The sequence below is a fragment of the Streptomyces sp. NPDC096040 genome (assembly GCF_040303265.1).
Taxonomy (GTDB): domain Bacteria; phylum Actinomycetota; class Actinomycetes; order Streptomycetales; family Streptomycetaceae; genus Streptomyces.
On record NZ_JBEOTA010000007.1, the window covers coordinates 280,959 to 304,235 of the forward strand.

21 protein-coding genes are annotated in these 23,277 nt (G+C 71.2%); 10 read left to right on the plus strand and 11 right to left on the minus strand.

Going from position 1 to position 23,277, the window contains the following annotated elements; genetic code table 11:
* The first annotated feature begins 81 nt into the window (after positions 1 to 81).
* Positions 82 to 2,400, plus strand: coding sequence for an ArnT family glycosyltransferase (locus tag ABTY98_RS11875; protein WP_352220784.1), 2,319 nt, complete (start codon positions 82 to 84; stop codon positions 2,398 to 2,400).
* Positions 2,401 to 2,531: 131 nt separating this feature from the next.
* The gene (locus ABTY98_RS11880; protein WP_352220728.1) at positions 2,532 to 2,888 is read left to right on the plus strand and encodes a peptidase inhibitor family I36 protein; all 357 of its coding nucleotides are present in this window, start codon (positions 2,532 to 2,534) and stop codon (positions 2,886 to 2,888) included.
* 54 nt (positions 2,889 to 2,942) lie between these two features.
* On the opposite strand, the gene ABTY98_RS11885 is transcribed toward ABTY98_RS11880, so the two are convergent.
* From ABTY98_RS11885 to ABTY98_RS11900, 4 genes are all read right to left on the minus strand, one after another.
* Entirely contained in the window at positions 2,943 to 3,722 is a 780-nt protein-coding gene (locus ABTY98_RS11885; protein WP_352220729.1) for an SDR family NAD(P)-dependent oxidoreductase, read from the minus strand.
* An 83-nt stretch (positions 3,723 to 3,805) separates the two neighbouring features.
* A complete protein-coding gene (locus ABTY98_RS11890; RefSeq protein ID WP_352220730.1) occupies positions 3,806 to 5,491 on the minus strand; it encodes a thiamine pyrophosphate-binding protein in 1,686 nt (561 codons plus the stop codon).
* Complete coding sequence (gene speB, locus ABTY98_RS11895) at positions 5,488 to 6,456, minus strand: agmatinase (protein WP_352220731.1); 969 nt, start codon at positions 6,454 to 6,456, stop codon at positions 5,488 to 5,490. The genes ABTY98_RS11890 and speB overlap by 4 nt, the downstream gene beginning before the upstream one ends.
* 57 nt (positions 6,457 to 6,513) lie before the next feature.
* The gene (locus ABTY98_RS11900; RefSeq protein WP_352220732.1) at positions 6,514 to 7,971 is read right to left on the minus strand and encodes a sodium:solute symporter family protein; all 1,458 of its coding nucleotides are present in this window, start codon (positions 7,969 to 7,971) and stop codon (positions 6,514 to 6,516) included.
* A gap of 124 nt (positions 7,972 to 8,095) precedes the next feature.
* On the opposite strand from ABTY98_RS11900, the gene ABTY98_RS11905 reads away from it, so the two are divergent.
* Both ABTY98_RS11905 and ABTY98_RS11910 read left to right on the plus strand, forming a co-directional pair.
* Positions 8,096 to 9,562, plus strand: coding sequence for a PucR family transcriptional regulator (locus ABTY98_RS11905; protein WP_352220733.1), 1,467 nt, complete (start codon positions 8,096 to 8,098; stop codon positions 9,560 to 9,562).
* A 66-nt stretch (positions 9,563 to 9,628) separates the two neighbouring features.
* The gene (locus ABTY98_RS11910) at positions 9,629 to 10,417 is read left to right on the plus strand and encodes a phosphatase (RefSeq protein WP_352220734.1); all 789 of its coding nucleotides are present in this window, start codon (positions 9,629 to 9,631) and stop codon (positions 10,415 to 10,417) included.
* A gap of 105 nt (positions 10,418 to 10,522) precedes the next feature.
* Here ABTY98_RS11910 and ABTY98_RS11915 read toward each other — a convergent pair whose 3' ends face one another.
* The 6 genes from ABTY98_RS11915 to ABTY98_RS11940 form a co-directional block, all read right to left on the minus strand.
* On the minus strand, positions 10,523 to 10,807 hold the full coding sequence (locus tag ABTY98_RS11915) for a hypothetical protein (RefSeq protein WP_352220735.1): 285 nt from the start codon (positions 10,805 to 10,807) through the stop codon (positions 10,523 to 10,525).
* Positions 10,808 to 10,930: 123 nt separating this feature from the next.
* Complete coding sequence (locus tag ABTY98_RS11920) at positions 10,931 to 11,884, minus strand: cation diffusion facilitator family transporter (RefSeq protein WP_352220736.1); 954 nt, start codon at positions 11,882 to 11,884, stop codon at positions 10,931 to 10,933.
* Positions 11,885 to 11,893: 9 nt separating this feature from the next.
* Positions 11,894 to 12,760, minus strand: coding sequence for an acyl-CoA thioesterase II (gene tesB, locus ABTY98_RS11925; RefSeq protein WP_352220737.1), 867 nt, complete (start codon positions 12,758 to 12,760; stop codon positions 11,894 to 11,896).
* Between the two features lie 35 nt (positions 12,761 to 12,795).
* Positions 12,796 to 13,953: an acyl-CoA dehydrogenase family protein gene (locus tag ABTY98_RS11930; RefSeq protein ID WP_352220738.1), complete on the minus strand. Its 1,158-nt coding sequence runs from the start codon at positions 13,951 to 13,953 to the stop codon at positions 12,796 to 12,798.
* A 121-nt stretch (positions 13,954 to 14,074) separates the two neighbouring features.
* Positions 14,075 to 14,305 carry a hypothetical protein gene (locus ABTY98_RS11935; RefSeq protein WP_502994200.1) on the minus strand — a complete coding sequence of 77 codons (231 nt, stop codon included), beginning with the start codon at positions 14,303 to 14,305 and terminating at the stop codon, positions 14,075 to 14,077.
* A gap of 45 nt (positions 14,306 to 14,350) precedes the next feature.
* Entirely contained in the window at positions 14,351 to 14,953 is a 603-nt protein-coding gene (locus ABTY98_RS11940; protein WP_352220739.1) for an SACE_7040 family transcriptional regulator, read from the minus strand.
* Positions 14,954 to 15,039: 86 nt separating this feature from the next.
* On the opposite strand from ABTY98_RS11940, the gene ABTY98_RS11945 reads away from it, so the two are divergent.
* From ABTY98_RS11945 to ABTY98_RS11960, 4 genes are read left to right on the plus strand one after another with little or no spacing between them, the layout of a single operon-like run.
* The gene (locus ABTY98_RS11945) at positions 15,040 to 16,656 is read left to right on the plus strand and encodes a carboxyl transferase domain-containing protein (protein WP_352220740.1); all 1,617 of its coding nucleotides are present in this window, start codon (positions 15,040 to 15,042) and stop codon (positions 16,654 to 16,656) included.
* An 11-nt stretch (positions 16,657 to 16,667) separates the two neighbouring features.
* On the plus strand, positions 16,668 to 18,584 hold the full coding sequence (locus tag ABTY98_RS11950) for an acetyl/propionyl/methylcrotonyl-CoA carboxylase subunit alpha (RefSeq protein WP_352220741.1): 1,917 nt from the start codon (positions 16,668 to 16,670) through the stop codon (positions 18,582 to 18,584).
* Positions 18,581 to 19,522 (plus strand): hydroxymethylglutaryl-CoA lyase, encoded by a 942-nt coding sequence (locus tag ABTY98_RS11955; RefSeq protein ID WP_352220742.1) that lies wholly within the window; start codon positions 18,581 to 18,583, stop codon positions 19,520 to 19,522. Before ABTY98_RS11950 ends, ABTY98_RS11955 begins: the two co-directional genes overlap by 4 nt.
* A 5-nt stretch (positions 19,523 to 19,527) precedes the next feature.
* Entirely contained in the window at positions 19,528 to 20,688 is a 1,161-nt protein-coding gene (locus tag ABTY98_RS11960; RefSeq protein WP_352220743.1) for an acyl-CoA dehydrogenase family protein, read from the plus strand.
* Positions 20,689 to 20,704: 16 nt separating this feature from the next.
* Here the strand turns inward: ABTY98_RS11960 and ABTY98_RS11965 are convergent, their stop codons facing one another.
* Positions 20,705 to 21,103, minus strand: a complete 399-nt coding sequence (locus ABTY98_RS11965; protein ID WP_352220744.1) for a nuclear transport factor 2-like protein — start codon at positions 21,101 to 21,103, stop codon at positions 20,705 to 20,707.
* A gap of 142 nt (positions 21,104 to 21,245) precedes the next feature.
* Between ABTY98_RS11965 and ABTY98_RS11970 the strand changes: the two genes are divergently transcribed.
* Positions 21,246 to 22,295, plus strand: a complete 1,050-nt coding sequence (locus ABTY98_RS11970; protein ID WP_352220745.1) for an ABC transporter substrate-binding protein — start codon at positions 21,246 to 21,248, stop codon at positions 22,293 to 22,295.
* A gap of 53 nt (positions 22,296 to 22,348) precedes the next feature.
* Entirely contained in the window at positions 22,349 to 23,182 is an 834-nt protein-coding gene (locus tag ABTY98_RS11975) for a siderophore-interacting protein (RefSeq protein WP_352220746.1), read from the plus strand.
* Positions 23,183 to 23,277: the final 95 nt, after the last annotated feature.

The following is a 23,277-nucleotide window of genomic DNA, read 5'->3' on the forward strand; positions in this document are numbered from 1 at the left end:
CTTACCCACATCTCATCCACCCACAGCCTGCGCCCAGGATCGGCACAGCCCTCACCCATCGGCCGTCTGCATGGTGGGATGGTGACATCTGCCACCGATCCCGTCCCCCACACGCCCGTGTCCCCCGACTGGGGCCCGCCCACGGCGTCCCCCACGGCCACCCCCGCGGCTCCCCTGCCGGACAAGGCACCACGCTGGTCGCCGCCCGCGCTGATCGCGATCCTGATCCTGGCGGCGGTGCTCTACTCCTGGAACCTCTCCGGTTCCAGCCTGAACACCTTCTACAGCGGCGCCATCTGGGCCGGTACGAAGAGCTGGAAGGCCTGGTTCTTCGGCTCGCTGGACCCGGGCAACTTCCTGACCGTCGACAAACCGCCGTTCGCGACCATGGTCATGAGCCTGTCGTGCCGGATCTTCGGCTTCGGCACCTGGCAGATGATGCTGCCGCAGGTCGCGGCCGGCCTCGCCACGATCTGGATCCTGCACACGAACGTGAAGCGGATCTGGGGCCACGGCGCGGCGACCGTCGCCGCGCTGGTGCTCGCGCTCACCCCGATCACCGTCGCGATCAACCGCGACAACAACCCCGACACGATCCTGGTCTTCCTGATGGTGGCGGGCGCGGCGCTCGCGTTCCGCGCCACCCGTGACGAGAAGCTGCTCCCGCTGCTCGGCTCGGCGGCCTGCTTCGGCCTCGCCTTCAACACCAAGCTGCTCGCGGGCTGGATCGCGCTCCCGGCCGTCTTCGCGCTCTACCTGTACGCGTCGAAGGCCCCCTGGGTGAAGCGGATCGTCAACCTCGCGCTCGCCGCGGTCGTGCTGGCCGTCTCCAGCTTCTGGTGGGCGATCGCCGTCTCCCTGGTCCCGGCCTCCGACCGCCCGTACATCGGCGGCTCCACGGACGGCTCGGCCTGGGACCTGATCATGGGGTACGACGGTCTCGGCCGCGTCTTCGGCGGCGAGGGCAACGGCGGCGGGGGTGGTGGCGGCGGGGGCGGCGGGGGCGGCGGCTTCTCCGGCTCCGCCGGTCTCGGCCGGATGTTCAACGACATCCTCGGCGGCCAGATCTCCTGGCTGCTCCCCTTCTCCGCGATCGCCCTGGTCGGCGGCCTGGTGCTGTGCGGCCGCGCCCCGCGCACCGACCTCCGCCGGATGGCACTGGTCCTGTGGGGCGGCTGGACCCTGCTGCACTACGTGATCTTCGCGACCGCGCAGGGCACCATGCACCCGTACTACACGACCGCGCTGGCCCCCGGCATCGCGGCGCTGTGCGGCGGCGGTGGCGTGATGCTGCTGCACGCGTTCCGCACCGACAAACGGTGGCTCTGGGTCCTCCCGGCCGCCTTCGGCGTGACCGGCATCTGGGCGATCGTCCTCCTCCGTCGCGCCTCGGGCTGGAACACCTGGCTGTGGCCGACGATCGGCGTGCTGACGGTGGCCGGCATCGTCGGCATGATCCTCTTCAGGTCCGGCAACCGGGCCCGGCTGCTCACGGCCTCGGTGGCGGCAGCGGTGATCGCGGCGCTGGCCGGTCCGACGGCGTACGCGGCGGCGGACCCGCTCGGCGGCTCGGGCGGCGGTGGCATGGGCGGTACGAACCCGACGGCCGGTCCCTCGACGGGCAGCGGTGGCTTCGGCGGTGGCAGCGGCAACCGGGGCGGCTTCCCGGGCGGCCGGAACGCCGAGGCCGGCGGCGAGATGGGCGGCGGCTTCCCCGGCGGCACGAACGGTGAGGCGCCGAGCGGCGGTACGGGCGCGACCGGCGGTACCGGCGGTATGAGCGGCCAGGCGCCCGGCGGCAACCAGCAGGGTGGCGGTCTCCCCGGCGGCACGAACGGCGAGATGCCGGGCGGTGCGGCCGGCGGTACCGGCGGCACCCCACCGAACGGCACGGGCACAACCGGCAGCACCGGTGAGGCAGGCGGCGCCGCCGGTCAGCGAGGCGGCTTCGGCGGCGGTGGCGGCGGTATGGGTGGCGGCGTGAGCAGCGACCTGATCGCGTATCTGAAGAAGCACATGGACGGCGCCACCTGGCTGCTCGCGGTCTCCAACTCCCAGTCCGCGGCCCAGATCGAGCTGAGTGCGCGGGAGCCCGTGATCTCCATGTGGGGCTTCACCGGATCCGACAAGGCGATGACCGTCGCCAAGCTGAAGGAACTGGTGAAGGCGGGCAAGCTGCACTACATCCAGCTCGGCGGGGGCGGAATGGGCGGCAACAGCACGCTCAACTCCGAGGTGACCAGCTGGGTGCAGAAGAACGGGACGGCGGTGAAGGAGAGCGCGTACAGCAAGTCCACGACGGGGAGCTCGACCTCGAACTCCAACTCCTCCGGCTCCACTTCCACCACCCAGAGCAACACCTCGACGCTCTACCGGCTGGACCCGTCGGACGTCGGCTGACGTAATCCGGCATCGGAAGAGGCCCCCGACCACACGGTCGGGGGCCGCGTGTCCGTGTGATCGCCCAGGAGCATGGGGGCGCCTCGGCAGTTCCGCCGGGCTGTCCCCAACTCCCCCTTCCGGAGAGTTACTTGAAGCTTCGCACCTGGTCCCTCGCCGCCGCCCTCGCCCTGACCGCACTCGTCGTCCCCGCCCAGAGCGCCTCCGCACACGCGGCCGCCGCCCCCTCCTGTCCCGACGGCTCGGTGTGCTTCTGGAGCGGGGAGGGCTTCGGCGGCGACTACTGGGAGTGGACGGCCCGCAGCGGCTACCGCGACATCCCGCCGGGCCTCCACGACCACGTCGGCTCCTTCGTCGCCTCCACCCGCGCCTGCCTCATCAACTGGTCCCCGACCGAGAAGCGCGACGTCTTCAACGGCGACTGGCGCTCCCAGTACCTCGGCGACTTCGGCGGCCGCATCGACGGGGTGGGCGCCGGCGCCTGCTGAACCGGTCACCGTCCCGGGCCCCGGCATCTGGTGAGTCGGGCCGTACGGCCCGACTCACCAGGTCGGGACGAAGCCGCCGTCGATCCGCACGTCGCTGCCGACGATGTTGGCCGCACGGTCACCGGCCAGGAACACCACCAGGTCGGCGATCTCCGACGGCCGCGAGAAGCGGCCGCTGGCGGTCGCCGCCGCGGCCTGTGCCATGACCTCGTCGGGGCGCAGGCCCGAGGACGCCGAGACGGTGTCGGCAACGCCTCCGCCGCCGAGCCACAGGTCCGTCTCGACCGGCCCGGGGCTGACGCTGTTGACGCGTACACCCCGGGGCCCGAACTCCTTCGACAGGGCCTTCGAGAAGTTGACCAGCGCCGCCTTGGCCGCGCTGTAGTCGACCACCAGCGGATCCGGCAGTTCGGCGTTGACCGAGCCGATGTTCACGATGGAGCCACGGCCGGCCTCCAGCATGCGCGGCAGGACCGCCCGGGTGACCGCGAGCGTGGCGAAGAAGTTGACCTCGAACGTCCGGCGCCATTCGGCGTCGCTCACCTCCAGGAAGCCATCCGGCCGGGCCGGGGCGGCGCCCACGTTGTTGACCAGGACGTCGATGCGCCGCCCGGCCGCGTCCGCCAGGCGCTCCGCGCTGTCCGGCCCGGTCAGATCGACCCCGACCCACCGGGCGCCGCCCGCCTTCGCCAGGGCGTCGAGCCCGGGCGACGAGGTCCGGGCCGCCGCGATCACCTCGGCCCCCGCCGCCACCAGCGCCTCGGCCACGGCCAGGCCGATGCCCTTGCTCGCGCCGGTGACCACGGCCGTCCTGTCCTGCAGTTCACCTGTCATGGGCCCGCTCCTCGTCCCGCTCGGTCCTGCCACTCCCCCAGCCTCCCCTCCGGAGCGCGGGACCGCCTCCGCCGGACGGGTACTCAGCCCAGATGCGTCGGCGCGAACATCCGTAGCAGCGCCGGGAGCACCACCACCGAAGGGCCGGGTGTGGACAGGGCCTTCGCCAGGTCCGTCTCCAGGGTTTCGGGCGTGGTGCGGACGCCGGGGACGCCGAAGGACTCCGCCAGGGCGACGTAGTCGGGGCGGGTCAGTTCCGTCGCCGTGGGCTCGCCGAAGGTGTCCGTCATGTACTCGCGCAGGATGCCGTAGCCGCCGTCGTCCACGATGAGCCAGGTGACCGGGAGGTCGTGCTGCCTCGCCGTCGCCAGTTCCGCGATGGAGTAGAGGGCGCCGCCGTCGCCGGACACCGCGAGGACCGGGCGGGTCGGGTCGGCCGCGGCCGCGCCGAGCGCCGCCGGGAAGCCGTAGCCGAGGCCGCCGGCGCCCTGGGCCGAGTGCATGAGGTTCGGAGCCTGGGCGTCGAACGCCGACCATGCCCAGTAGGACAGGATCGTCATGTCCCAGAAGGACGGGGAGCCGGCCGGGAGGGCGCGCCGGACCGACGCCAACACGTCCTGTTCCAGGGTGAGTTCCTGGGCGGTGATGCGCTCCGAGACGCGGGACAGCAGGTCCCTTACCCGGTCGGCCGCCGTGTCGTCCTCGCGGGGCGACACCGTTTCCAGCAGGGCCTGGAGCGCCGGCCGGGCGTCCGCGTGGATGCCCAGTGCCGGGTGGTTGGACTCCAGCTTGCCGAGGTCCGCCTCGATCTGGACGACCCGGCCCCGTGGCTTGAACGTGTGGTAGTTCGAGGAGAGTTCGCCCAGGCCCGAGCCCACGACCAGGAGGACGTCCGCGTCCTCCAGGAAGTCCGTGGTGTGGCGGTCCTCCAGCCAGGACTGGAGGGAGAGCGGGTGGTTCCAGGGGAAGGCGCCCTTGCCGCCGAAGGTGGTGACGACCGGGGCGTTCAGCGTCTCGGCCAGCTGCCTCAGCTTGCCCGACGCGTCCGCCCGTACCACTCCCCCGCCCGCGATGATCGCCGGCCGGGTGGCGTGTGAGAGCAAGTGGGCGGCCACAGCGGTCAGTTCGGGGCGCGGTGGCAGCTCGTCCGGGGTCGCGTCCATCGCCGTCACCACCGGGATCGGCGTCGCGGACAGCAGCACGTCCTGCGGGATCTCCACCCACACCGGGCCGTGCGGGGCGGAAAGGGCCGACTTCCAGGCCGCCGCGAGCGCCGACGGGATCTGCGACTGGGTGCGGACCGTGTGGACCGACTTCACCACGCCCCGGAAGGAGGCCGCCTGGTCGGGCAGTTCGTGCAGATACCCGTGCCTGCCGCCGCCCAGGCCGGCCGTCGGGATCTGGCTGCTGATCGCCAGCACGGGCGCGGAGGCCGAGGCCGCCTCCTGGAGCGCGGCCAGCGACGTCAGCGCGCCGGGGCCCGTCGACAGCAGCAGCGGGGCCGCCTCGCCGGTGATCCTGCCGTAGGCGTCCGCCGCGAAGCCCGCGTTGTTCTCCACCCGCAGGCCGACATACCGGAGGGACGAGCGGCGCAGGGCGTCGAACATGCCGAGGGCGTGCTGGCCGGGGAGGCCGAAGACCGTCGTCGCGCCGAGCCCTGCCAGCGTCTCCACGACCAGGTCCCCGCCGTTGCGGCCGGCGGGAGGGTTCAGGGCGGCGGCTGTCTGCGCCTCCGTCGGGCGGAGTACCAGGTCGTGGTCGTGGGTCACTTCGAACGAGCCTCGGCAATCTGTCGGGTCATGATCGTGGTCAGTTCGTACGCCGTGTGCGAGGCCGCCACCGACGTGATCTCCGCGTGGTCGTACGCGGGGGCCACCTCGACGACGTCCGCCGAGACGAGGTTGCAGGAGGAGAGTCCGCGCAGGATCTCCAGCAGCTCCCTGGAGGTCATACCACCCGCTTCCGGCGTGCCGGTGCCGGGAGCGTGGGCGGGGTCCAGACAGTCGATGTCGATCGAGATGTACAGCGGGCGGTCGCCGATGCGCTGGCGCAGCTGGTCGGCCACCTCGTCGGCGCCCCGGCGGTAGATGTCCGCCGAGGTCACGATGCCGAAGCCCATCTTCTCGTCGTCGGTGAGGTCCTGCTTGCCGTACAGCGGGCCGCGGGTGCCGACGTGGGAGAGGGCCGAAGTGTCGAGGATGCCTTCCTCGACCGCCCGGCGGAACGGGGTGCCGTGCGTGTACTCGGCGCCGAAGTAGGTGTCCCAGGTGTCGAGATGGGCGTCGAAGTGGAGGAGGGCGACCGGGCCGTGCTTCTTGGCCACCGAGCGCAGCAGCGGCAGGGCGATGGTGTGGTCGCCGCCCAGGGTCATCAGGCGGGCGCCGGTGCCGAGGAGGTCGTCGGCCGCCGCCTCGATCGTCTCGACCGCTTCGTTGATGTTGAACGGGTTCACCGCGATGTCCCCGCCGTCCGCGACCTGCGCCAGCGCGAACGGGGACGCGTCCTGCGCCGGGTTGTAGGGGCGCAGCAGCCGGGACGCCTCGCGGATGGCGTTGCCGCCGAAGCGGGCGCCCGGCCGATACGAGACACCGGAGTCGAACGGCACGCCCACGACCGCGACGTCGGCGGTGCCGACCTCGTCGAGGCGGGGCAGCCGGGCGAAGGTCGCGGGACCGGCGTACCGCGGGATGCGGGAGGAGTCGACGGGGCCGCGGGGCGTCTCGTTGCTGCTCATGACGGAATGCCTTCTTTCCTACGCTTGGTCGCGTATGTACTGCTTCTGTCTACGACTTTACTGGGCGGCCGGGACCGGTTCGGACACGAGTTCGGGAGCACCGCGGCCCGCGAGCCGTTCCCGCCAGTTGGCCAGCACGGCCGCGTCGGTGGGCTTCGTCGCCAGCGAGACGGCGACATACGCGGCCAGGGAGGAGAGGAGGCCGTAGTAGACGGGCTCGTTGGCGAGGATGCCGTAGCCCGCCATCAGGCCGATCACCGCGAGGCCGCCGACGGTCACGGCGGCGAGGGCGCCCTGGACCGTGCCGCGCTTCCAGAGCAGTCCGCCGAGGATGGGGACGAGGAGGCCGGCGACGAGCAGGTTGTAGGCGACGGTCAGCGCCTCGACGACGTTGTTGAGCGCGATGGCCGTGCCGATCACCCCGACGCCCATGATCAGGATGAAGACGCGGTTGCCCCGCACCTCGTCATGGTCGCCGGACCTGGCCCTTCCGCGGATCCGCGACCAGATGTCGTTGTTGGCGACGGTCGCGCAGGCGATCAGCGCGCCGGAGGACGTCGACATCACGGCGGCGAGCGCGGCGGCCAGCACCAAACCCCGCACGCCGATGGGGAGTTCGTCCTTGACGATGGTCGCGAAGGCGTCGTCCGGGCTGCCCAGCTTCGGGTACAGCACCTTGGCGGCCGTACCGATCACGGCACCGGCGAGGGCGTACACCAGGCAGTAGGTGCCGGCGACCGTGCCGCCCCACTTCGCCGTCCGGTCGCCCCGGGCCGTGAACACGCGCTGCCAGATGTCCTGCCCGATGAGCATCCCGAACGTGTAGATCAGCACGTAGGTGAAGATCGTCTCGCCGCCTATGCCCAGCGGGTCGAAGTACGACGTCGGCAGCTCGGCCTTCATCTCGGAGAAGCCGCCCGCCTTGACCACCGCGATGGGCAGGAGCAGAAGCAGCACGCCGATCGTCTTGACGACGAACTGCACCATGTCCGTCAGCGTGATCGACCACATGCCGCCGAGCGTCGAGTAGGCGACGACGATCGAGCCGCCGATGACGATCGCGACCGTCCGGTTCATGTCGAAGAGGACGTCGAAGATCGTGGCGTACGCGATGGTGGAGGTGACGGCGAGCATCAGCGTGTAGGCCCACATCACGACGCCCGAGATCACGCCCGCCCGGCCGCCGTACCGCAGATCCAGCATCTCGGAGACCGTGTACACCTTGAGGCGGGCGATCCGGGCCGAGAAGAAGACCGAAAGGGCGAGCAGTCCGAGGCCGATGGTGAAGACCATCCAGGCGCCGGAGAGGCCGTACCGGTAGCCGAGGCCCACACCGCCGATGGTGGACGCGCCGCCGAGGACGATCGCGGCCATGGTGCCGGAGTACATGGCGGGGCCCAGGCGGCGGCCCGCCACCAGGAACTCGCTCTTGGACCTGGCGCGGCGCATGCCCCACCAGCCCATCGCCAGCATGCCGGCCAGATAGATCACGATCACTGCGTAGTCGACGGCCACAGGGCCCTCCTTCACTGGGGGTCTCGCCGGTGGGTGACGGTCACCGACACTAGGTGGCCGGAAAGCGACTGCGAAGTGTACGTTTCATCCATTCGAGCCCCACGGGATGGAGGGAACGCACACCATGCCGGACCCCGCTGTTCCCCCCACGCCCCCGGTGCCCCTGGCGGCCCTCATGGCCCGTGAGGACCTCGCCCTGCGCCAGATCGCCGGGCCGTCCGACCCGTCCCTGGTCGTCCACTGGGTGCACACCTCGGAGATGGCCGACCCGTACCCGTACCTGCTGGGCGGGGAGCTGCTGCTGACGGCCGGGGTGCACATCCCGGACGCGGCGGGTTCGGGCACCTACTTCGACGACTATGTGTCACGGATCGTGGCGGCGGGCGGCGCCGCCCTCGGCTTCGGGGTGGCTCCGGTGCACGACACGGTGCCGCGCGCCCTGGTCGCGGCCTGCGAGGCGTACGACCTCCCGCTCGTCGAGGTGCCGCCGCAGACCACCTTCTCCGCCGTCGCCCGTGCGGTGTGGCAGCTGATGGCGCAGGCCCGCCTCGCCGAGCTGCGCCGGGTCACGGAGGCCCAGCAGAGCCTCGCGGCCGCCGCCGCCCGCCCCGACCCGGTCCCCTCGGTGCTGCGCCAGCTGGCGATCCGGCTCGGCGGCCGGGCGGCGCTGTACGGTCCGGAGGGCACGGAGATCGCATCGGCGGGCCGCACGACCGAGGAGCCGGTACGCGCGTCCCTGGCCGAGCTGGCCGAGGTCGTACGGCCGTCGGGCCCCGGAACACCCACCTCCGCCACCCATGCCACCGCCGGCACCCACCTCGCCGCCTACGCCCTCGGCACCGGGCAGGGCTTCGTCCTCGGTGTCGCCGCCCCGGGCCGCGAACCCGGCGACCACACGATCGCCTCGGTGGCGGCGGTCCTGCTGACCCTGCTCACCGGCGAGCAGCAGAGCACGGCGGGCGCGGCCCGCTCCTCCGCGCTGGTACGCCTGCTGCTGGGCGCGCGCCCGTCGGAGGTGGCGCCGCTCCTGGGCGAGGGCCGCTGGCTGGTCGTACACGCACGGCCGGAGGCGCCGGGGGCACCGGAAGCGGTCGCCGCCTCCGCACTCGGCGCGGCCCTCGGGTCCGCGCTGCTCGACCTGGGGCCCGACGTCGTACGGCTCCTCGTCCCCGCGGCCCGGGAACCGGAGCCGCAGCCTGGCTGGACGCTCGGGGTGAGCGCGGCCGTCGAGCCGTCCGAGTGGGCCGCCGCCGACACCCAGGCCGGCCGCGCCCTGGCCCGCGCCCGCGCGATGCGCGCCCCGCTGGCCCGGCACGGCGCCCGCCCCGGCCTCGACGACCTGGTTCCCAGGGACAAGGCGCGAGCGCACGCCCGCGCCCTCCTCGCACCCCTCGCCGCACAGCCCGCCCTCGCCGGGACCCTGCGCACCTGGCTCTCCCTGCACGGCAGTTGGGACCGTACGGCGGTGGCGCTGTCCGTCCACCGCAACACCGTGCGACAGCGCATCGCCCGCTGCGCGGCACTGCTCGATGCCGAACTCGACGACCCGGACGTCCGGATGGAGCTGTGGTTCGCGCTCGGACAGGACTGAGTGACCCACGTCCCAGCGGGCGACACGCAGGGGAATCGCACAGCGCCCTGCCTCACAATGGAGGGCATGCCGATACCCGGGACACCCAGCCGCGCCGAGCTCGTCGAGCACCTTGTGAAGACCCGTATCGCGGGCGATGTCGCCACGCCCCGCGAGAACAACCTGCTCCACTACCGCAAGCTGGCCAACGGCGAGCGCAACTGGTGGCTGGGACTTGAACTCGGCGACCGCTGGACCGACGAGCAGGACGTGCTGGCCGTGATGGCCGAGCGGGTCGGGGTGAACGACGACCCCGAGTACCGGTACGGCCAGGACACCATCGACCCCGAGCTGACCGTGGACGGCCTGAACCGGCTGGCGGCACGGCTGCGCAAGGCGGCCGAGGGCCGGCAGCGGGTGCTGTTCGCGACCGGGCACCCGGGCGGCCTGCTGGATGTGCACCGGGCGACGGCGGCCGCGCTGCGCACCGCCGGCTGCGAGATCGTGGTCATCCCGGACTTGCTGCAGACGGACGAGGGATACGTCATGCAGTTCGCCGACGTGGCCGTCCTCGAGCACGGGGCGACGCTGTGGCACACCCACTCCGGTGACCCGATGAAGGCCATCCTGGACGGGCTCGAGCGCGAGGAACGTCCGCTGCCCGACCTGGTCGTCGCCGACCACGGCTGGGCCGGGTACGCGGCGCAGGTGGGCCTGGACTCCGTCGGATACGCCGACTGCAACGACCCGGCGCTGTTCCTCGCCGAGGCGGAGGGCACCCTCCAGGTGGCCGTACCGCTCGACGACCATGTGCTCAGCCCGCGGTACTACGACCCGATGACCGCGTACCTGCTGGCGGAAGCGGGACTGGCGTAACCCGGGCCGGACCGGGCGAGGTGCGGCCCCCCGGGGAGGGGAACCGCACCTCGTGGCCTGGTCCTAGATCCTGAATCCCTGGTCTGTCTGCGCCTGGTCGGTGGCTCAGAACCCGCCGAACCCGAAGCCGCCGTAGCCGTAGCCGTAGCCGTATGCGGGGACGACCACGACGGGGACGACCGCGACGGGGTAGTACCCGTAGCCGCCGTAACGGCAGTTGTTGTAGAACCCGCCGAACCGGGAGTTGCAGCCGTAACCGCCGGCGACCACGTTCTGGTGGGAGGCGGGGGCCGCCGAGGCGGTACCCGCGGCGCCGATCGCGGCCCCACCGGCCAGCAGCAGGCCGGCGGCGGACATCGCGGCGATGCGCCTCGCGCGCTGTACTCGCATGGGAAATACCTTTCTGCCGGACTTACGTCCGCTACGCGGCACGTCCGCTATGCGGCACATGCACTGTGCGGCATTTCACTCATAGAGCTTAATCTCGGACAGGTCGCCCGGCACTTCGAGTGTTCACCGACCGTGATCGACCGAGGTCCCGGGCCCCGGGGTGGGATCCAGGTAGACACGGCCGATCATGGGGAACGCGGCCCGCAGCCGCTGCTCGGCCCGTTCGCAGGCCCACTCGACCTCGGCCGCCGTCGACACGTCCCGGAAGTCCACCTTGGCGGCGACCAGCGCCTCCTGCGGGCCCTGCACCAGAGTGGTCAGCTCCAGTACGGCCACCATGTGCTCGGACTTCAGCAGTTCCGCCCGGATCCGCTCCCGCACGGGCCTCGGCAGCGGCCGCCCGATGAGGAACTCGGCGTTCGACCGGCCCAGCACCCAGGCGACGTACAGCAGGAGCAGGCCGATGAGCAGGGAGGCGAGGCCGTCCCAGACGCCGGAGCCGGTGAGCTGCCCGCCGAGCAGACCGCCCGCGGCGAGCACCAGGCCGACGAGCGCGGCCGAGTCCTCCATCACCACGGCCTTCACGGCGGTGTCGGGGGTGCGCCGCAGATACCGCATGAACGGCACCCGGGACCGGGCCGCCTCCCCGTACACCTGCTTGAGCCCCGTGCGCAGGGAGAACCCCTCGAGGACGAAGGCGACCGCGAGGACGATGTACGACACCAGCGGGTCGCCGAGCTCCTCGCCCGCGGCCAGGGTGTGGACGCCGTCGTAGAAGGAGAAGACCGCGCCGCCGACGAAGGTGGCGACGGCGGCCAGCATGGCCCAGATGTACCGCTCGGGGCCGTAGCCGAGCGGGTGTTCCTCGTCGGCGGGTTTCTCGCTGCGTTTGAGCGCGGTGAGCAGCAGCAGCTCGGTGATGGTGTCGGCGACCGAGTGCGCCGCCTCGGAGAGCATCGCGCTGGACCCGCTGATCACCCCGGCGACCACCTTGGCGAGGGCGATCCCGAGGTTGGCGACGGCGGCGACGATCACCGTGACGGTGCTCTCGCCGCCACTCTGTTCGGCTTGGGACATGCCCCAGTTCTACCGGGGGACGCGGACGACACCCTCCTGGATCACGGAAATGGCCAGTGAACCGTCCTGGGTGTAGATCCGCGCCTGGCCGAGCCCGCGGCCCCCGTACGCCGACGGGGACTCCTGGTCGTAGAGCAGCCACTCGTCGGCGCGGAACGGCCGGTGGAACCACATGGCGTGGTCCAGCGAGGCCCCCACCACGTCCCCGACGGCCCAGCCGCCGCGGCCGTGCGCGAGCAGGACGGAGTCGAGCAGGGTCATGTCGGAGACGTAGGTCGCGAGGACGACGTGCAGCAGCGGGTCGTCGTCGAGCTTGCCGTCGGTCCGGAACCACACCTGGCTGTGCGGCTCACGCGGCTCGCCGAACTTCCCGTACGGCGGCTCTTCGACGTAGCGCAGGTCGATCGCCTCGCGGGCCTCCAGGAACTTCTCCACGACGGCGGGCGGCAGATGGTCGTAGCCGCGCAGCCGCTGCGCCGAGGTGGGCAGGGTCTCCGGGTCGGGCGCGGGCGGCATCGGGGTCTGGTGGTCGAGGCCGTCCTCGTACGTTTGGAAGGACGCCGAGAGCGCGAAGATCGGCCTGCCGTGCTGGACGGCGACCGCGCGCCGGGTGGTGAAGGAGCGGCCGTCGCGGATCCGCTCGACGTTGTAGACGATGGGCGCGCCCGGGTCGCCGGCGCGCAGGAAGTACGCGTGCAGCGAGTGGGCGTGCCGGTCCGCCGGGACCGTGCGCCCGGCGGCGACCAGCGCCTGGGCCGCGACCTGCCCGCCGAACACACGCGGGACGACGGCGGACCGGGACTGGCCGCGGAAGATGTTCTCCTCGATCTGCTCCAGGTCGAGCAGATCGAGGAGATCATTCAGTGCCTCGTTCATGGCACCTTTTCTACTGTCCGGTAATTACGTGGACCTTACAGACCCATGTCCTTCGCGATGATCGTCTTCATGATCTCGCTGGTACCGCCGTAGATGCGGTTGACGCGGTTGTCCGCGTACAGGCGGGCGATCGGGTACTCGTTCATGAAGCCGTAGCCGCCGTGCAGCTGGAGGCAGCGGTCGATCACACGGTGGGCGACCTCGGTGGTGAACAGCTTGGCGCTGGCGGCCTCGGCCGGGGTCAGCTCACCGGCGTCGAGGGCCTCCGTGGCGCGGTCGACGACGGCCTCGGCCGCGTCCACCTCGGCCTGGCAGGCGGCCAGCTCGAACTTGGTGTTCTGGAAGGCGGCGACGGGCTGGCCGAAGACGACGCGCTGCTGCACGTACTCCTTGGCGAACCGGACGGCGGCCTTGGCCTGCGCGTAGGCGCCGAAGGCGATGCCCCAGCGCTCGGAGGCGAGGTTGTGGCCGAGGTAGTAGAAGCCCTTGTTCTCCTCGCCGAGGAGGTCCTCGACCGGCACCTTGACGTCGACGAACGCGAGCTCGGCGGTGTCGGAGGTCTTCAGGCCCAGCTTGTCGAGCTTGCGGCCCACCGAGTAGCCCTCGGCCTTGGTGTCCACCACGAACAGGGAGATGCCGTGACGGCGGTCCTCCTTGGTGGGCGCGGAGGTGCGGGCGCAGACGATCATGCGGTCGGCGTGGACGCCACCGGTGATGAAGGTCTTGGCGCCGTTGAGGACGTAGTGCGTGCCGTCCTCGCTGAGCTTGGCGGTGGTCTTCATGCCCGCGAGGTCGGAGCCGGTGCCCGGCTCGGTCATCGCGATGGCCCACATCTCCTCGCCGGAGACGAACTTCGGCAGGTAGCGCTTCTTCTGCTCCTCGGTGGCGAGCAGCTTTATGTAGGGCAGGCCGAGCAGCACGTGGACGCCGGAACCGCCGAAGGAGACGCCGGCGCGGGCGGTCTCCTCGTACAGGACGGCCTCGAACTTGTAGGAGTCGATGCCGGCGCCGCCGTACTCCTCGTCGACACGGATACCGAAGACGCCCAGCTCGGCGAGCTTGTAGTAGAAGTCGCGGGGCGCCTGGCCGGCCGCGAACCACTCGTCGTACACGGGTACGACCTCGGCTTCGATGAAGGCGCGGAGGGTCTCCCGGAACGCCTCGTGATCCTCGTTGAACAACGTACGGCGCACGGCCGCCACCTCCACCGGCTTCGGTATGTCTAAGCGCTTGCTCAGATTCTAAGGTACCGGCGAGTACGTTCAGGCGTCCAGGGTGACCTTGCCCACCGGTACGGCACGGGTGGGCCGGGGGTCAGTCACCGGCCTTGCCGTAGCGGCGGAAGGCGGAGGTCTCCACCGTCCAGGGGCCGAACGGTACCGAGTCCCCGTAGATATACGGGTCCTTGCGGATGCAGCGGCCCTTGCACGGATCCAGTACCGGACCGGACGGCCCGATCTCGACGCTCCAGGCCCCTTCGAGCCGCTCCGCGAAGGCGTCGAGCTCCTCGGCGATCGCACGCATCTTCACGTAGTCCATGCCCATGGCCGCAGCGTAGCGACACGGTCCGACACCGCCCCGCGCCTCGGCTCAGCCGCCGTCCGCCGCCGCCTCGAACGCACCCCGTGCCATCCGGTGCAGCAGCACCGCCGTCGCCCCCCGCCCCGGCAGGGAGCCCGGCCGGCCCAGGTGCGGGGTCGAGTTGAGGAGGCCGAAGACCGAGTGGACGGCCGAGCGGGCAGCGGGTTCCGGCAGGGTGGGGTAGACCTCGCGCAGGACCTCCACCCACAGTTCGACGTACTGCCGCTGCAGCTGTCGTACCAGCTTGCGGTCGCTCTCGCGCAAGCGGTCCAGCTCCCTGTCGTGCAGGGTGATCAGTGGGCGGTCGTCGAGGGCGAAGTCGATATGGCCCTCGATGAGGGAGTCCAGGACCGCCGAGGGCACCCTGTCCCCGTCGGCCTCCGCCAGGCGGCGCTTCGCGCCCGTCAGGAGCTGCCCGCTGATTCCGACAAGCAGCTCCGCGAGCATCGCGTCCTTGCCCGCGAAGTGCCGGTAGAGACCGGGCCCGCTGATGCCGACCGCGGCGCCTATCTCGTCCACGCCGACACCGTGGAAGCCGCGCTCGGCGAACAGCCGGGCAGCCTCCTTGAGGATCTGCTCGCGACGGGTCGGGGCGTCGGTTCTCGTGACCATGAAGGCAATTCTAGACAGGGCGGTTAGCGGTCGTTAACCTGAGGGAAATGCGTTAACGCTCATTAACAAGGTGAGGGGATCGCGGCATGGACCAGGCACCGGAGCTGACGAGCGCGGCAGACCCCGCCTCGGAGGCCTTTCGGGCCAACGAGGACGCGCACCGCGTCCTCGTCGAGGAGCTGCGCACCAAGCTCGCCGCGGCCGCGCTCGGCGGCGGCGAGAAGGCCCGCGCCCGGCACACCGCGCGCGGAAAGCTGCTGCCCAGGGACCGGGTGGACGCGCTGCTCGACCCCGGGTCGCCGTTCCTGGAGCTGGCCCCGCTGGCCGCCGAGGGGATGTACGACGGGGCGGCCCCGGCGGCCGGCGTGATCGCCGGGATCGGACGGGTCAGCGGACGCGAGTGCGTGGTCGTCGCCAATGACGCCACGGTCAAGGGCGGCACGTACTACCCGATGACCGTGAAGAAGCACCTGCGGGCGCAGGAGGTGGCTCTCGACAACCGGCTCCCCTGCCTCTACCTCGTGGACTCCGGCGGCGCCTTCCTCCCCATGCAGGACGAGGTCTTCCCGGACCGCGACCACTTCGGGCGGATCTTCTACAACCAGGCCCGGATGTCGGGAGCGGGGATCCCGCAGATCGCGGCCGTCCTCGGCTCGTGCACCGCCGGTGGCGCCTATGTACCGGCGATGAGCGACGAGGCGGTGATCGTCCGCAACCAGGGGACGATCTTCCTCGGTGGCCCGCCGCTGGTGAAGGCGGCCACCGGTGAGGTGGTCACGGCGGAGGAGCTGGGCGGCGGCGAGGTCCACTCCCGCGTCTCCGGCGTCACCGACCACCTCGCCGAGGACGACGCGCACGCCCTGCGGATCGTGCGGAACATCGTCGCCACCCTCCCCGCCCGCCGCGACCTGCCCTGGGAGGTCGCCCCGGTGGTCGAGCCGAAGGTCGACCCCTACGGCCTGTACGGCGCCGTCCCCGTCGACTCCCGCACTCCCTACGACGTCCGCGAGATCATCGCCCGGATCACGGACGGCTCCCGTTTCGCCGAGTTCAAGAGCGAGTTCGGGCAGACCCTGGTCACCGGCTTCGCCCGGATCCACGGCCATCCCGTCGGGATCGTCGGCAACAACGGCATCCTCTTCTCCGAGTCCGCCCAGAAGGGCGCCCACTTCATCGAGCTGTGCGACCAGCGCGGGATCCCGCTGGTGTTCCTGCAGAACATCTCCGGCTTCATGGTGGGCAGGGACTACGAGGCCGGCGGCATCGCCAAGCACGGCGCGAAGATGGTGACGGCGGTGGCGTGCACCCGGGTCCCGAAGCTGACCGTCGTCGTCGGCGGATCGTACGGCGCCGGGAACTACTCCATGTGCGGCCGGGCCTACTCCCCCCGCTTCCTGTGGATGTGGCCGAACGCCAAGATCTCGGTGATGGGCGGCGAGCAGGCCGCGTCGGTCCTCGCGACGGTGAAGCGGGACCAGCTGGAGGCGCGCGGGGAGTCCTGGCCGGCCGAGGACGAAGAGGCCTTCAAGGCGCCCGTCCGCGCGCAGTACGAACACCAGGGGAACGCCTACTACGCGACCGCCCGGCTCTGGGACGACGGGGTCATCGACCCCCTGGAAACCCGCCAGGTGCTGGGCCTCGCTCTGACGGCCTGTGGCAACGCGCCGCTGGGCGACCCCCAGTTCGGCGTCTTCCGGATGTGAGGAGGGGACTCGTGTTCGACACCGTACTCGTGGCCAACCGGGGCGAGATCGCCGTCCGGGTCATCCGTACGCTGCGGTCTCTGGGCGTGCGCTCGGTGGCGGTGTACTCCGACGCCGACGCGGACGCACGGCACGTCCGGGAGGCCGACACGGCGGTACGGCTCGGTCCGGCGCCGGCGGGCGAGAGCTATCTGTCGGCGCAGCGGCTGCTGGCGGCGGCCGCCGCGAGCGGTGCCCAGGCGGTCCACCCCGGGTACGGCTTCCTCGCCGAGAACGCCGGGTTCGCGCGTGCCTGCGAGGAGGCGGGGCTGGTCTTCATCGGCCCGCCCGCGGACGCGATCGCGCTGATGGGCGACAAGATCCGCGCGAAGGAGACGGTGAGCGCGGCCGGTGTCCCGGTGGTGCCGGGTGGTCGTGATCCCGAACTCGCGGAGGCCGCCCGCGCGTTGGGCGCACCTGTGCTGCTGAAGCCCTCGGCCGGCGGGGGTGGCAAGGGCATGCGGCTGGTGCGGGATCTGACCCTGCTGGACGAGGAGATCGCCGCCGCCCGCCGCGAGGCCCGCGCCTCCTTCGGCGACGACACCCTGCTCGTCGAGCGGTGGGTCGACCGGCCCCGGCACATCGAGATCCAGGTGCTGGCCGACGGGCACGGGAACGTGGTGCATCTGGGCGAGCGCGAGTGCTCGTTGCAGCGCCGGCACCAGAAGGTGATCGAGGAGGCGCCGTCGGTCCTGCTGGGCGAGGGGACGCGGGCCGCGATGGGCGAGGCGGCGGTGCAGGCGGCGCGCTCGTGCGGGTACCGGGGCGCGGGGACGGTGGAGTTCATCGTGCCGGGCGGTGACCCTTCGTCGTACTACTTCATGGAGATGAACACCCGCCTCCAGGTGGAGCACCCGGTGACCGAACTCGTCACCGGCCTCGATCTGGTGGAGTGGCAGCTGCGGGTGGCGGCCGGCGAGCCGTTGTCCTTCGGGCAGCAGGACGTACGGCTGACCGGGCACGCGGTGGAGGCCCGGATCTGCGCCGAAGACCCCGCGCGCGGCTTCCTGCCCACCGGCGGCACGGTAGTCCTTCTGCGGGAGCCTGATGGCGACGGCATCCGCACCGACTCCGGTCTCAGCGAGGGCACCGAGGTCGGCAGCCGCTACGACCCGATGCTGTCCAAGGTGATCGCCTACGGCCCGGACCGGGAGACCGCGCTCCGGAAGCTGCGCGGGGCCCTCGCGGAGACGGTCACGCTGGGCGTGCAGACCAACGCCGGGTTCCTGCGCCGGCTGCTCGGCCATCCGGCGGTGGTGGCGGGTGAGTTGGACACCGGGCTGGTGGAGCGGGTGGTGGACGAGCTGGTCTCCACCGACGTACCGGACGAGGTGTACGAGGCGGCGGCGGCCGTACGCCTGGAGGCGCTGAAGCCCGTCGCCGGTGTGGGCTGGACGGATCCGTTCTCCGTGCCGAGCGGCTGGCGGCTCGGCGGCAGGCCCAAGCCGGTCGGTTTCCACCTCCGGGTGCAGGAGCCGGTGGAGTACGTCCCGCGCGGCACCCACTCGGTCACGGTGGACCGCGTGTCGGTCACCCTGGACGGAGTCCGCCACACCTTCCACCGCGCCGCCGACTGGATCGGCCGCGACGGCGACGCCTGGCAGGTGCGCGACCACGACCCGGTCGCCGCGTCCCTCAACCGCACCGCCCACGCCGGTGCCGACTCCCTCACCGCGCCCATGCCCGGCACGGTGACGGTGGTGAAGGTCGCCGTCGGCGACGAGGTCACCGCCGGGCAGAGCCTGCTGGTGGTGGAGGCGATGAAGATGGAGCACGTCATCTCCGCCCCGCACGCCGGCACGGTCGCCGAGCTCGATGTGAAACCGGGCGCCACGGTCGCCATGGACCAGGTGCTGGCCGTGATCGCCCCGCACGAGGAGGAGAAATGACGCTCCCCATGCCGCTTCCCATGGTCGTACCGGCGACGGATCTGCCCGCGCGGGTACGCATCCACGAGGTCGGCGCGCGCGACGGGTTGCAGAACGAGAAGTCGACCGTGCCGACCGAGGTCAAGGCCGAGTTCATCCACCGCCTGGCCGACGCGGGACTGAGGACGATCGAGGCGACCAGCTTCGTCCACCCCAAGTGGGTGCCCCAACTGGCCGACGCGGAGCAGCTGTTCCCCCTCGTCACCGATCTCGGGGCCGAGCTTCCGGTCCTCGTGCCCAACCAGCGCGGCCTGGACCGGGCGCTCGCTCTCGGCGCCCGCCGGGTCGCCGTCTTCGCCAGCGCCACCGAGTCCTTCGCCAAGGCCAATCTCAACCGCACGGTGGACGAGTCCCTCGCGGTCTTCGACCCGGTGGTGCGCCAGGCGAAGGACGCCGACGCGCACGTCCGCGGTTATGTGTCGATGTGCTTCGGCGACCCCTGGGAGGGCGCCGTCCCGCTCCACCAGGTGGTCCGCGTCTGCAGGGCGCTGCGGGACATGGGCTGCGACGAGCTGAGCCTCGGCGACACGATCGGCGTGGCCACCCCCGGTCATGTCCTCGAACTGCTCTCTTTGCTGAACGAGGAAGGCGTGCCGACGAACGTCATCGGCGTGCACTTCCACGACACCTACGGCCAGGCGCTCGCCAACACCTACGCGGCCCTGGAACACGGCGTGACGACGGTCGACGCGTCCGCCGGCGGGCTCGGCGGCTGCCCGTACGCCAAGTCCGCCACCGGCAACCTCGCCACCGAGGACCTGGTCTGGATGCTCCAGGGCCTCGGCATCGAGACCGGAGTCGACCTCGGCAAACTCACCGCCACCAGCGTGTGGATGGCCGAACAACTGGGCCGACCCAGCCCGTCCCGTACCGTCCGCGCCCTCTCCCACCAGGAGTGACGACCATGGACCACCGCCTCTCCCCCGAACTGGAAGAACTCCGCCGCACGGTGGAGGAGTTCGCGCACGACGTCGTGGCGCCGAAGATCGGCGACTTCTACGAACGGCACGAGTTCCCGTACGAGATCGTCCGCGAGATGGGCCGCATGGGCCTGTTCGGACTGCCGTTCCCCGAGGAGTACGGCGGGATGGGCGGCGACTATCTCGCGCTCGGTATCGCCCTGGAGGAACTGGCCCGGGTCGACTCGTCGGTGGCGATCACCCTGGAGGCCGGGGTCTCGCTGGGCGCGATGCCGCTGCATCTCTTCGGCACGGAGGAGCAGAAGCGGGAGTGGCTGCCCCGCCTGTGCGCGGGCGAGATCCTGGGCGCCTTCGGACTGACGGAACCCGACGGGGGCAGCGACGCGGGCGCGACCCGTACGACGGCCCGGCTGGACCCCGCCACCGACGAATGGGTGATCAACGGCACCAAGTGCTTCATCACCAACTCGGGCACGGACATCACGGGTCTGGTGACCGTCACCGCCGTGACCGGCCGCAAGCCCGACGGCAAGCCGCTGATCTCCTCGATCATCGTCCCCTCGGGCACGCCGGGCTTCACGGTCGCCGCGCCCTACTCGAAGGTCGGCTGGAACGCCTCGGACACGCGTGAGCTGTCCTTCGCCGACGTCCGGGTCCCGTCCGCCAACCTCCTCGGCGAGGAGGGCCGCGGCTACGCCCAGTTCCTGCGCATCCTGGACGAGGGCCGGATCGCCATCGCGGCCCTCGCCACCGGACTGGCCCAGGGCTGCGTCGACGAGTCGGTGCGCTACGCGAAGGAACGCCACGCCTTCGGCCGCCCGATCGGCGCCAACCAGGCCATCCAGTTCAAGATCGCCGACATGGAGATGAAGGCCCACACGGCCCGGCTGGCCTGGCGGGACGCGGCGTCGCGACTGGTCGCCGGGGACCCCTTCAAGAAGGAGGCGGCCCTCGCCAAGCTGTACTCCTCCACCATCGCCGTGGACAACGCCCGCGACGCCACCCAGGTCCACGGCGGCTACGGCTTCATGAACGAGTACCCGGTGGCCCGCATGTGGCGCGACTCCAAGATCCTGGAGATCGGCGAGGGCACGAGCGAGGTCCAGCGGATGCTGATCGCGCGGGAGCTGGGGCTGGTGGGCTGAGGCGGCCCGGGCCGGATCACAGCACCGCGTCGGTCTGGAGCGGGCCCGCGGTGATGCGGAGCGTGCGGATGCGCACCGGGTCCTCGCGGTCGAGGTAGAAGATGTGCATGAAGGGAGCACGGACCACCTGGTCCGGTTCGCTCTTCTTCGCCATGGTCGCCTCGCCGCGCAGCAGTCGGACACCGTCGCCCGCGGTCCAGAACTCCAGGACCTCGTGGGCGATGTCCAGCGGTCCGTCGATCTTGACGAAGAACTCCTTGATGGCTTCGGCACCGTGGAGGTGCGCGGTGCCGAAGTACATCTCGGTGTCCTCGGTGAGCGGTGCGAAACCGTCCCCGAACTCCAGGGTGTCGATGGCCTTCATGAACTCCAGCACCCAGTCGGGTACGGCGGTGGCGTGTGCGGCGTCCGTCATGGTGGCGACCTCCTGACCACCCGAGGTACCCGCTGAACGCCCTCTGCATGCGCTCCGGGCACTGGACAGCTCGTGAGGTTAGGCTAACCTAATCCACGACTTGTCCGGCGGTGTTTCCGCACGTCCGAAAGCAGCCACACCTATGTCCAACGTCAGAGCAGCCCGCCTCACCCGCCGCGGCATCCTCGCCGCCGGTGGCGCCCTCGGCCTCGGTGCCGTGCTCGCCGCCTGCGGGGACGACGACGCGAAAAGCGGTGGGGCCTCCGACAAGGGGACGACGGCCGCCAAGTCCGGTCCCTGGACCTTCAAGGACGACCGCGGCACGACCGTGAAGCTGGACAAGGTCCCGACGAACATCGTCGCGTTCACCGGCGTCGCCGCCGCGCTGTACGACTACGGCATCGACGTCAAGGGCGTGTTCGGTCCGACGAAGACCAAGGACGGCAAGGCAGATGTCCAGGCCGGCGACATGGACATCAGCAAGGTGACCGTCCTCGGCAACACCTGGGGCCAGTTCAACGTCGAGAAGTACGCGGCCCTCGCCCCCGAGGTCCTCATCACCACGATGTTCGACGGCGCCGGCACCCTCTGGTACGTCCCGGACGAGTCCAAGGACAAGATCGCCGAACTGGCCCCGAGCGTCGGCATCTCCGCCTACGACCGCCAGTTGACCGTCCCGCTCCAGCGCGTCTGGGCCCTCGCCGAGTCGCTCGGCGCGGACATGACGGCGAGCAAGGTCACGGACGCCAAGAAGCGCTTCGAGGAGGCGTCCTCCCGGCTGCGCGCCGCCGCCAAGGCACACCCCGACATCAAGGTGGTGGCCGGCTCGGCCGCCCAGGACCTGTTCTACGTCTCCGGCACCAACCTCTCGGTGGACCTGGAGTACTTCAAGGCCCTCGGGGTGAACTTCGTCGAGCCGTCGGCGTCCGTGCTGAAGGCGAGCGGCGGCTGGTACGAGGATCTGAGCTGGGAGAACGTCGACAAGTACAAGGCCGACGTGATCATGATGGACGACCGTTCGGCGGCCATCCAGCCGGCCGACATCACCGAGGCCACCTGGAAGAAGCTCCCCGCGGTCAAGGCCGGCCAGGTCATCGCCCGTTCCCCCGAGCCGATCTTCTCCTACGACAAGTGCGTCGCGATGGTGGAGAACCTCGCCAAGGCGCTGGAGACGGCGAAGAAGGTCAGCTGACCCCCAGGCAGACCCAGCACGTCCACACGACTTCCTGAGTGTCAGGAGCTCATATGACGACGGCCGTAGCCGCCCCGTTCCGTTTCTTCTCCCTCCAGGTCGTACGGACGAGGCGGCTCGGTCCGTCTCTGGTCCGGGTCACCTTCGGCGGCGCCGATCTGGAGCACTTCCACTCCCACGGACGCGATCAGTCCCTGTCCTTGTTCATCCCCGCCGAGGGGCACACCGAGCCCGCCGTGCCCATCGAGCTGGGCGACAGCTGGTGGCAGGGCTGGCGTGAACTCCCGGACGACGTACGGGCCGTGATGCGCTCGTACACGCTCCGGGAACTGCGCCGCGACCCGGACGAGGTCGACATCGACTTCGCGCTGCACGGCGTCGGGCCGGACGCAGCCACCCCCGCCGGGCCCGCGTCCCGCTGGGCGTCGCGGGCCGCCGCCGGGGACCGGGTGGTCCTGCTCGGCCCGGCGGTCGCCGACAACCGGGCGATCCGCTTCCGGCCGCCCGAGGACACCGATCTCGTGCTGATCTGGGGCGACGAGACCGCCGTACCCGCGGCGACCGCCATCCTCGAATCCCTCCCCGCAGGCACCCGGGTCCGCGCCTGGCTGGAGGTGCCGCACGCCGGGGACGTCCAGGACGTGGTGACCCTCGCCGACGCGGAGATCGAGTGGGCAGTGGGCGGCACGTCCATGGAAACGCTTCGCCACGCCCAACTCCCGCCCGCGGAACGCCCGTACGTCTGGGTCGCCGGTGAGTCCGGGCGGGTGAAGGAGCTGCGCCGGCACTTCGTCGGGGAGCGCGGGGTGGACCGGCGCCGCGTCACCTTCGTCGGCTACTGGCGGCGGGGCCTGACGGAGGAGCAGCTCCGGGCCGCAGGCGAGTAGTTGCGCGGCCGAAGTGACGGCTGTCATGGACGGGCAGCGTTTCCACGCGTTACTCAGGTTAGGCTAACCTAAGTTTCCGAGAGTTCCACTCCCCT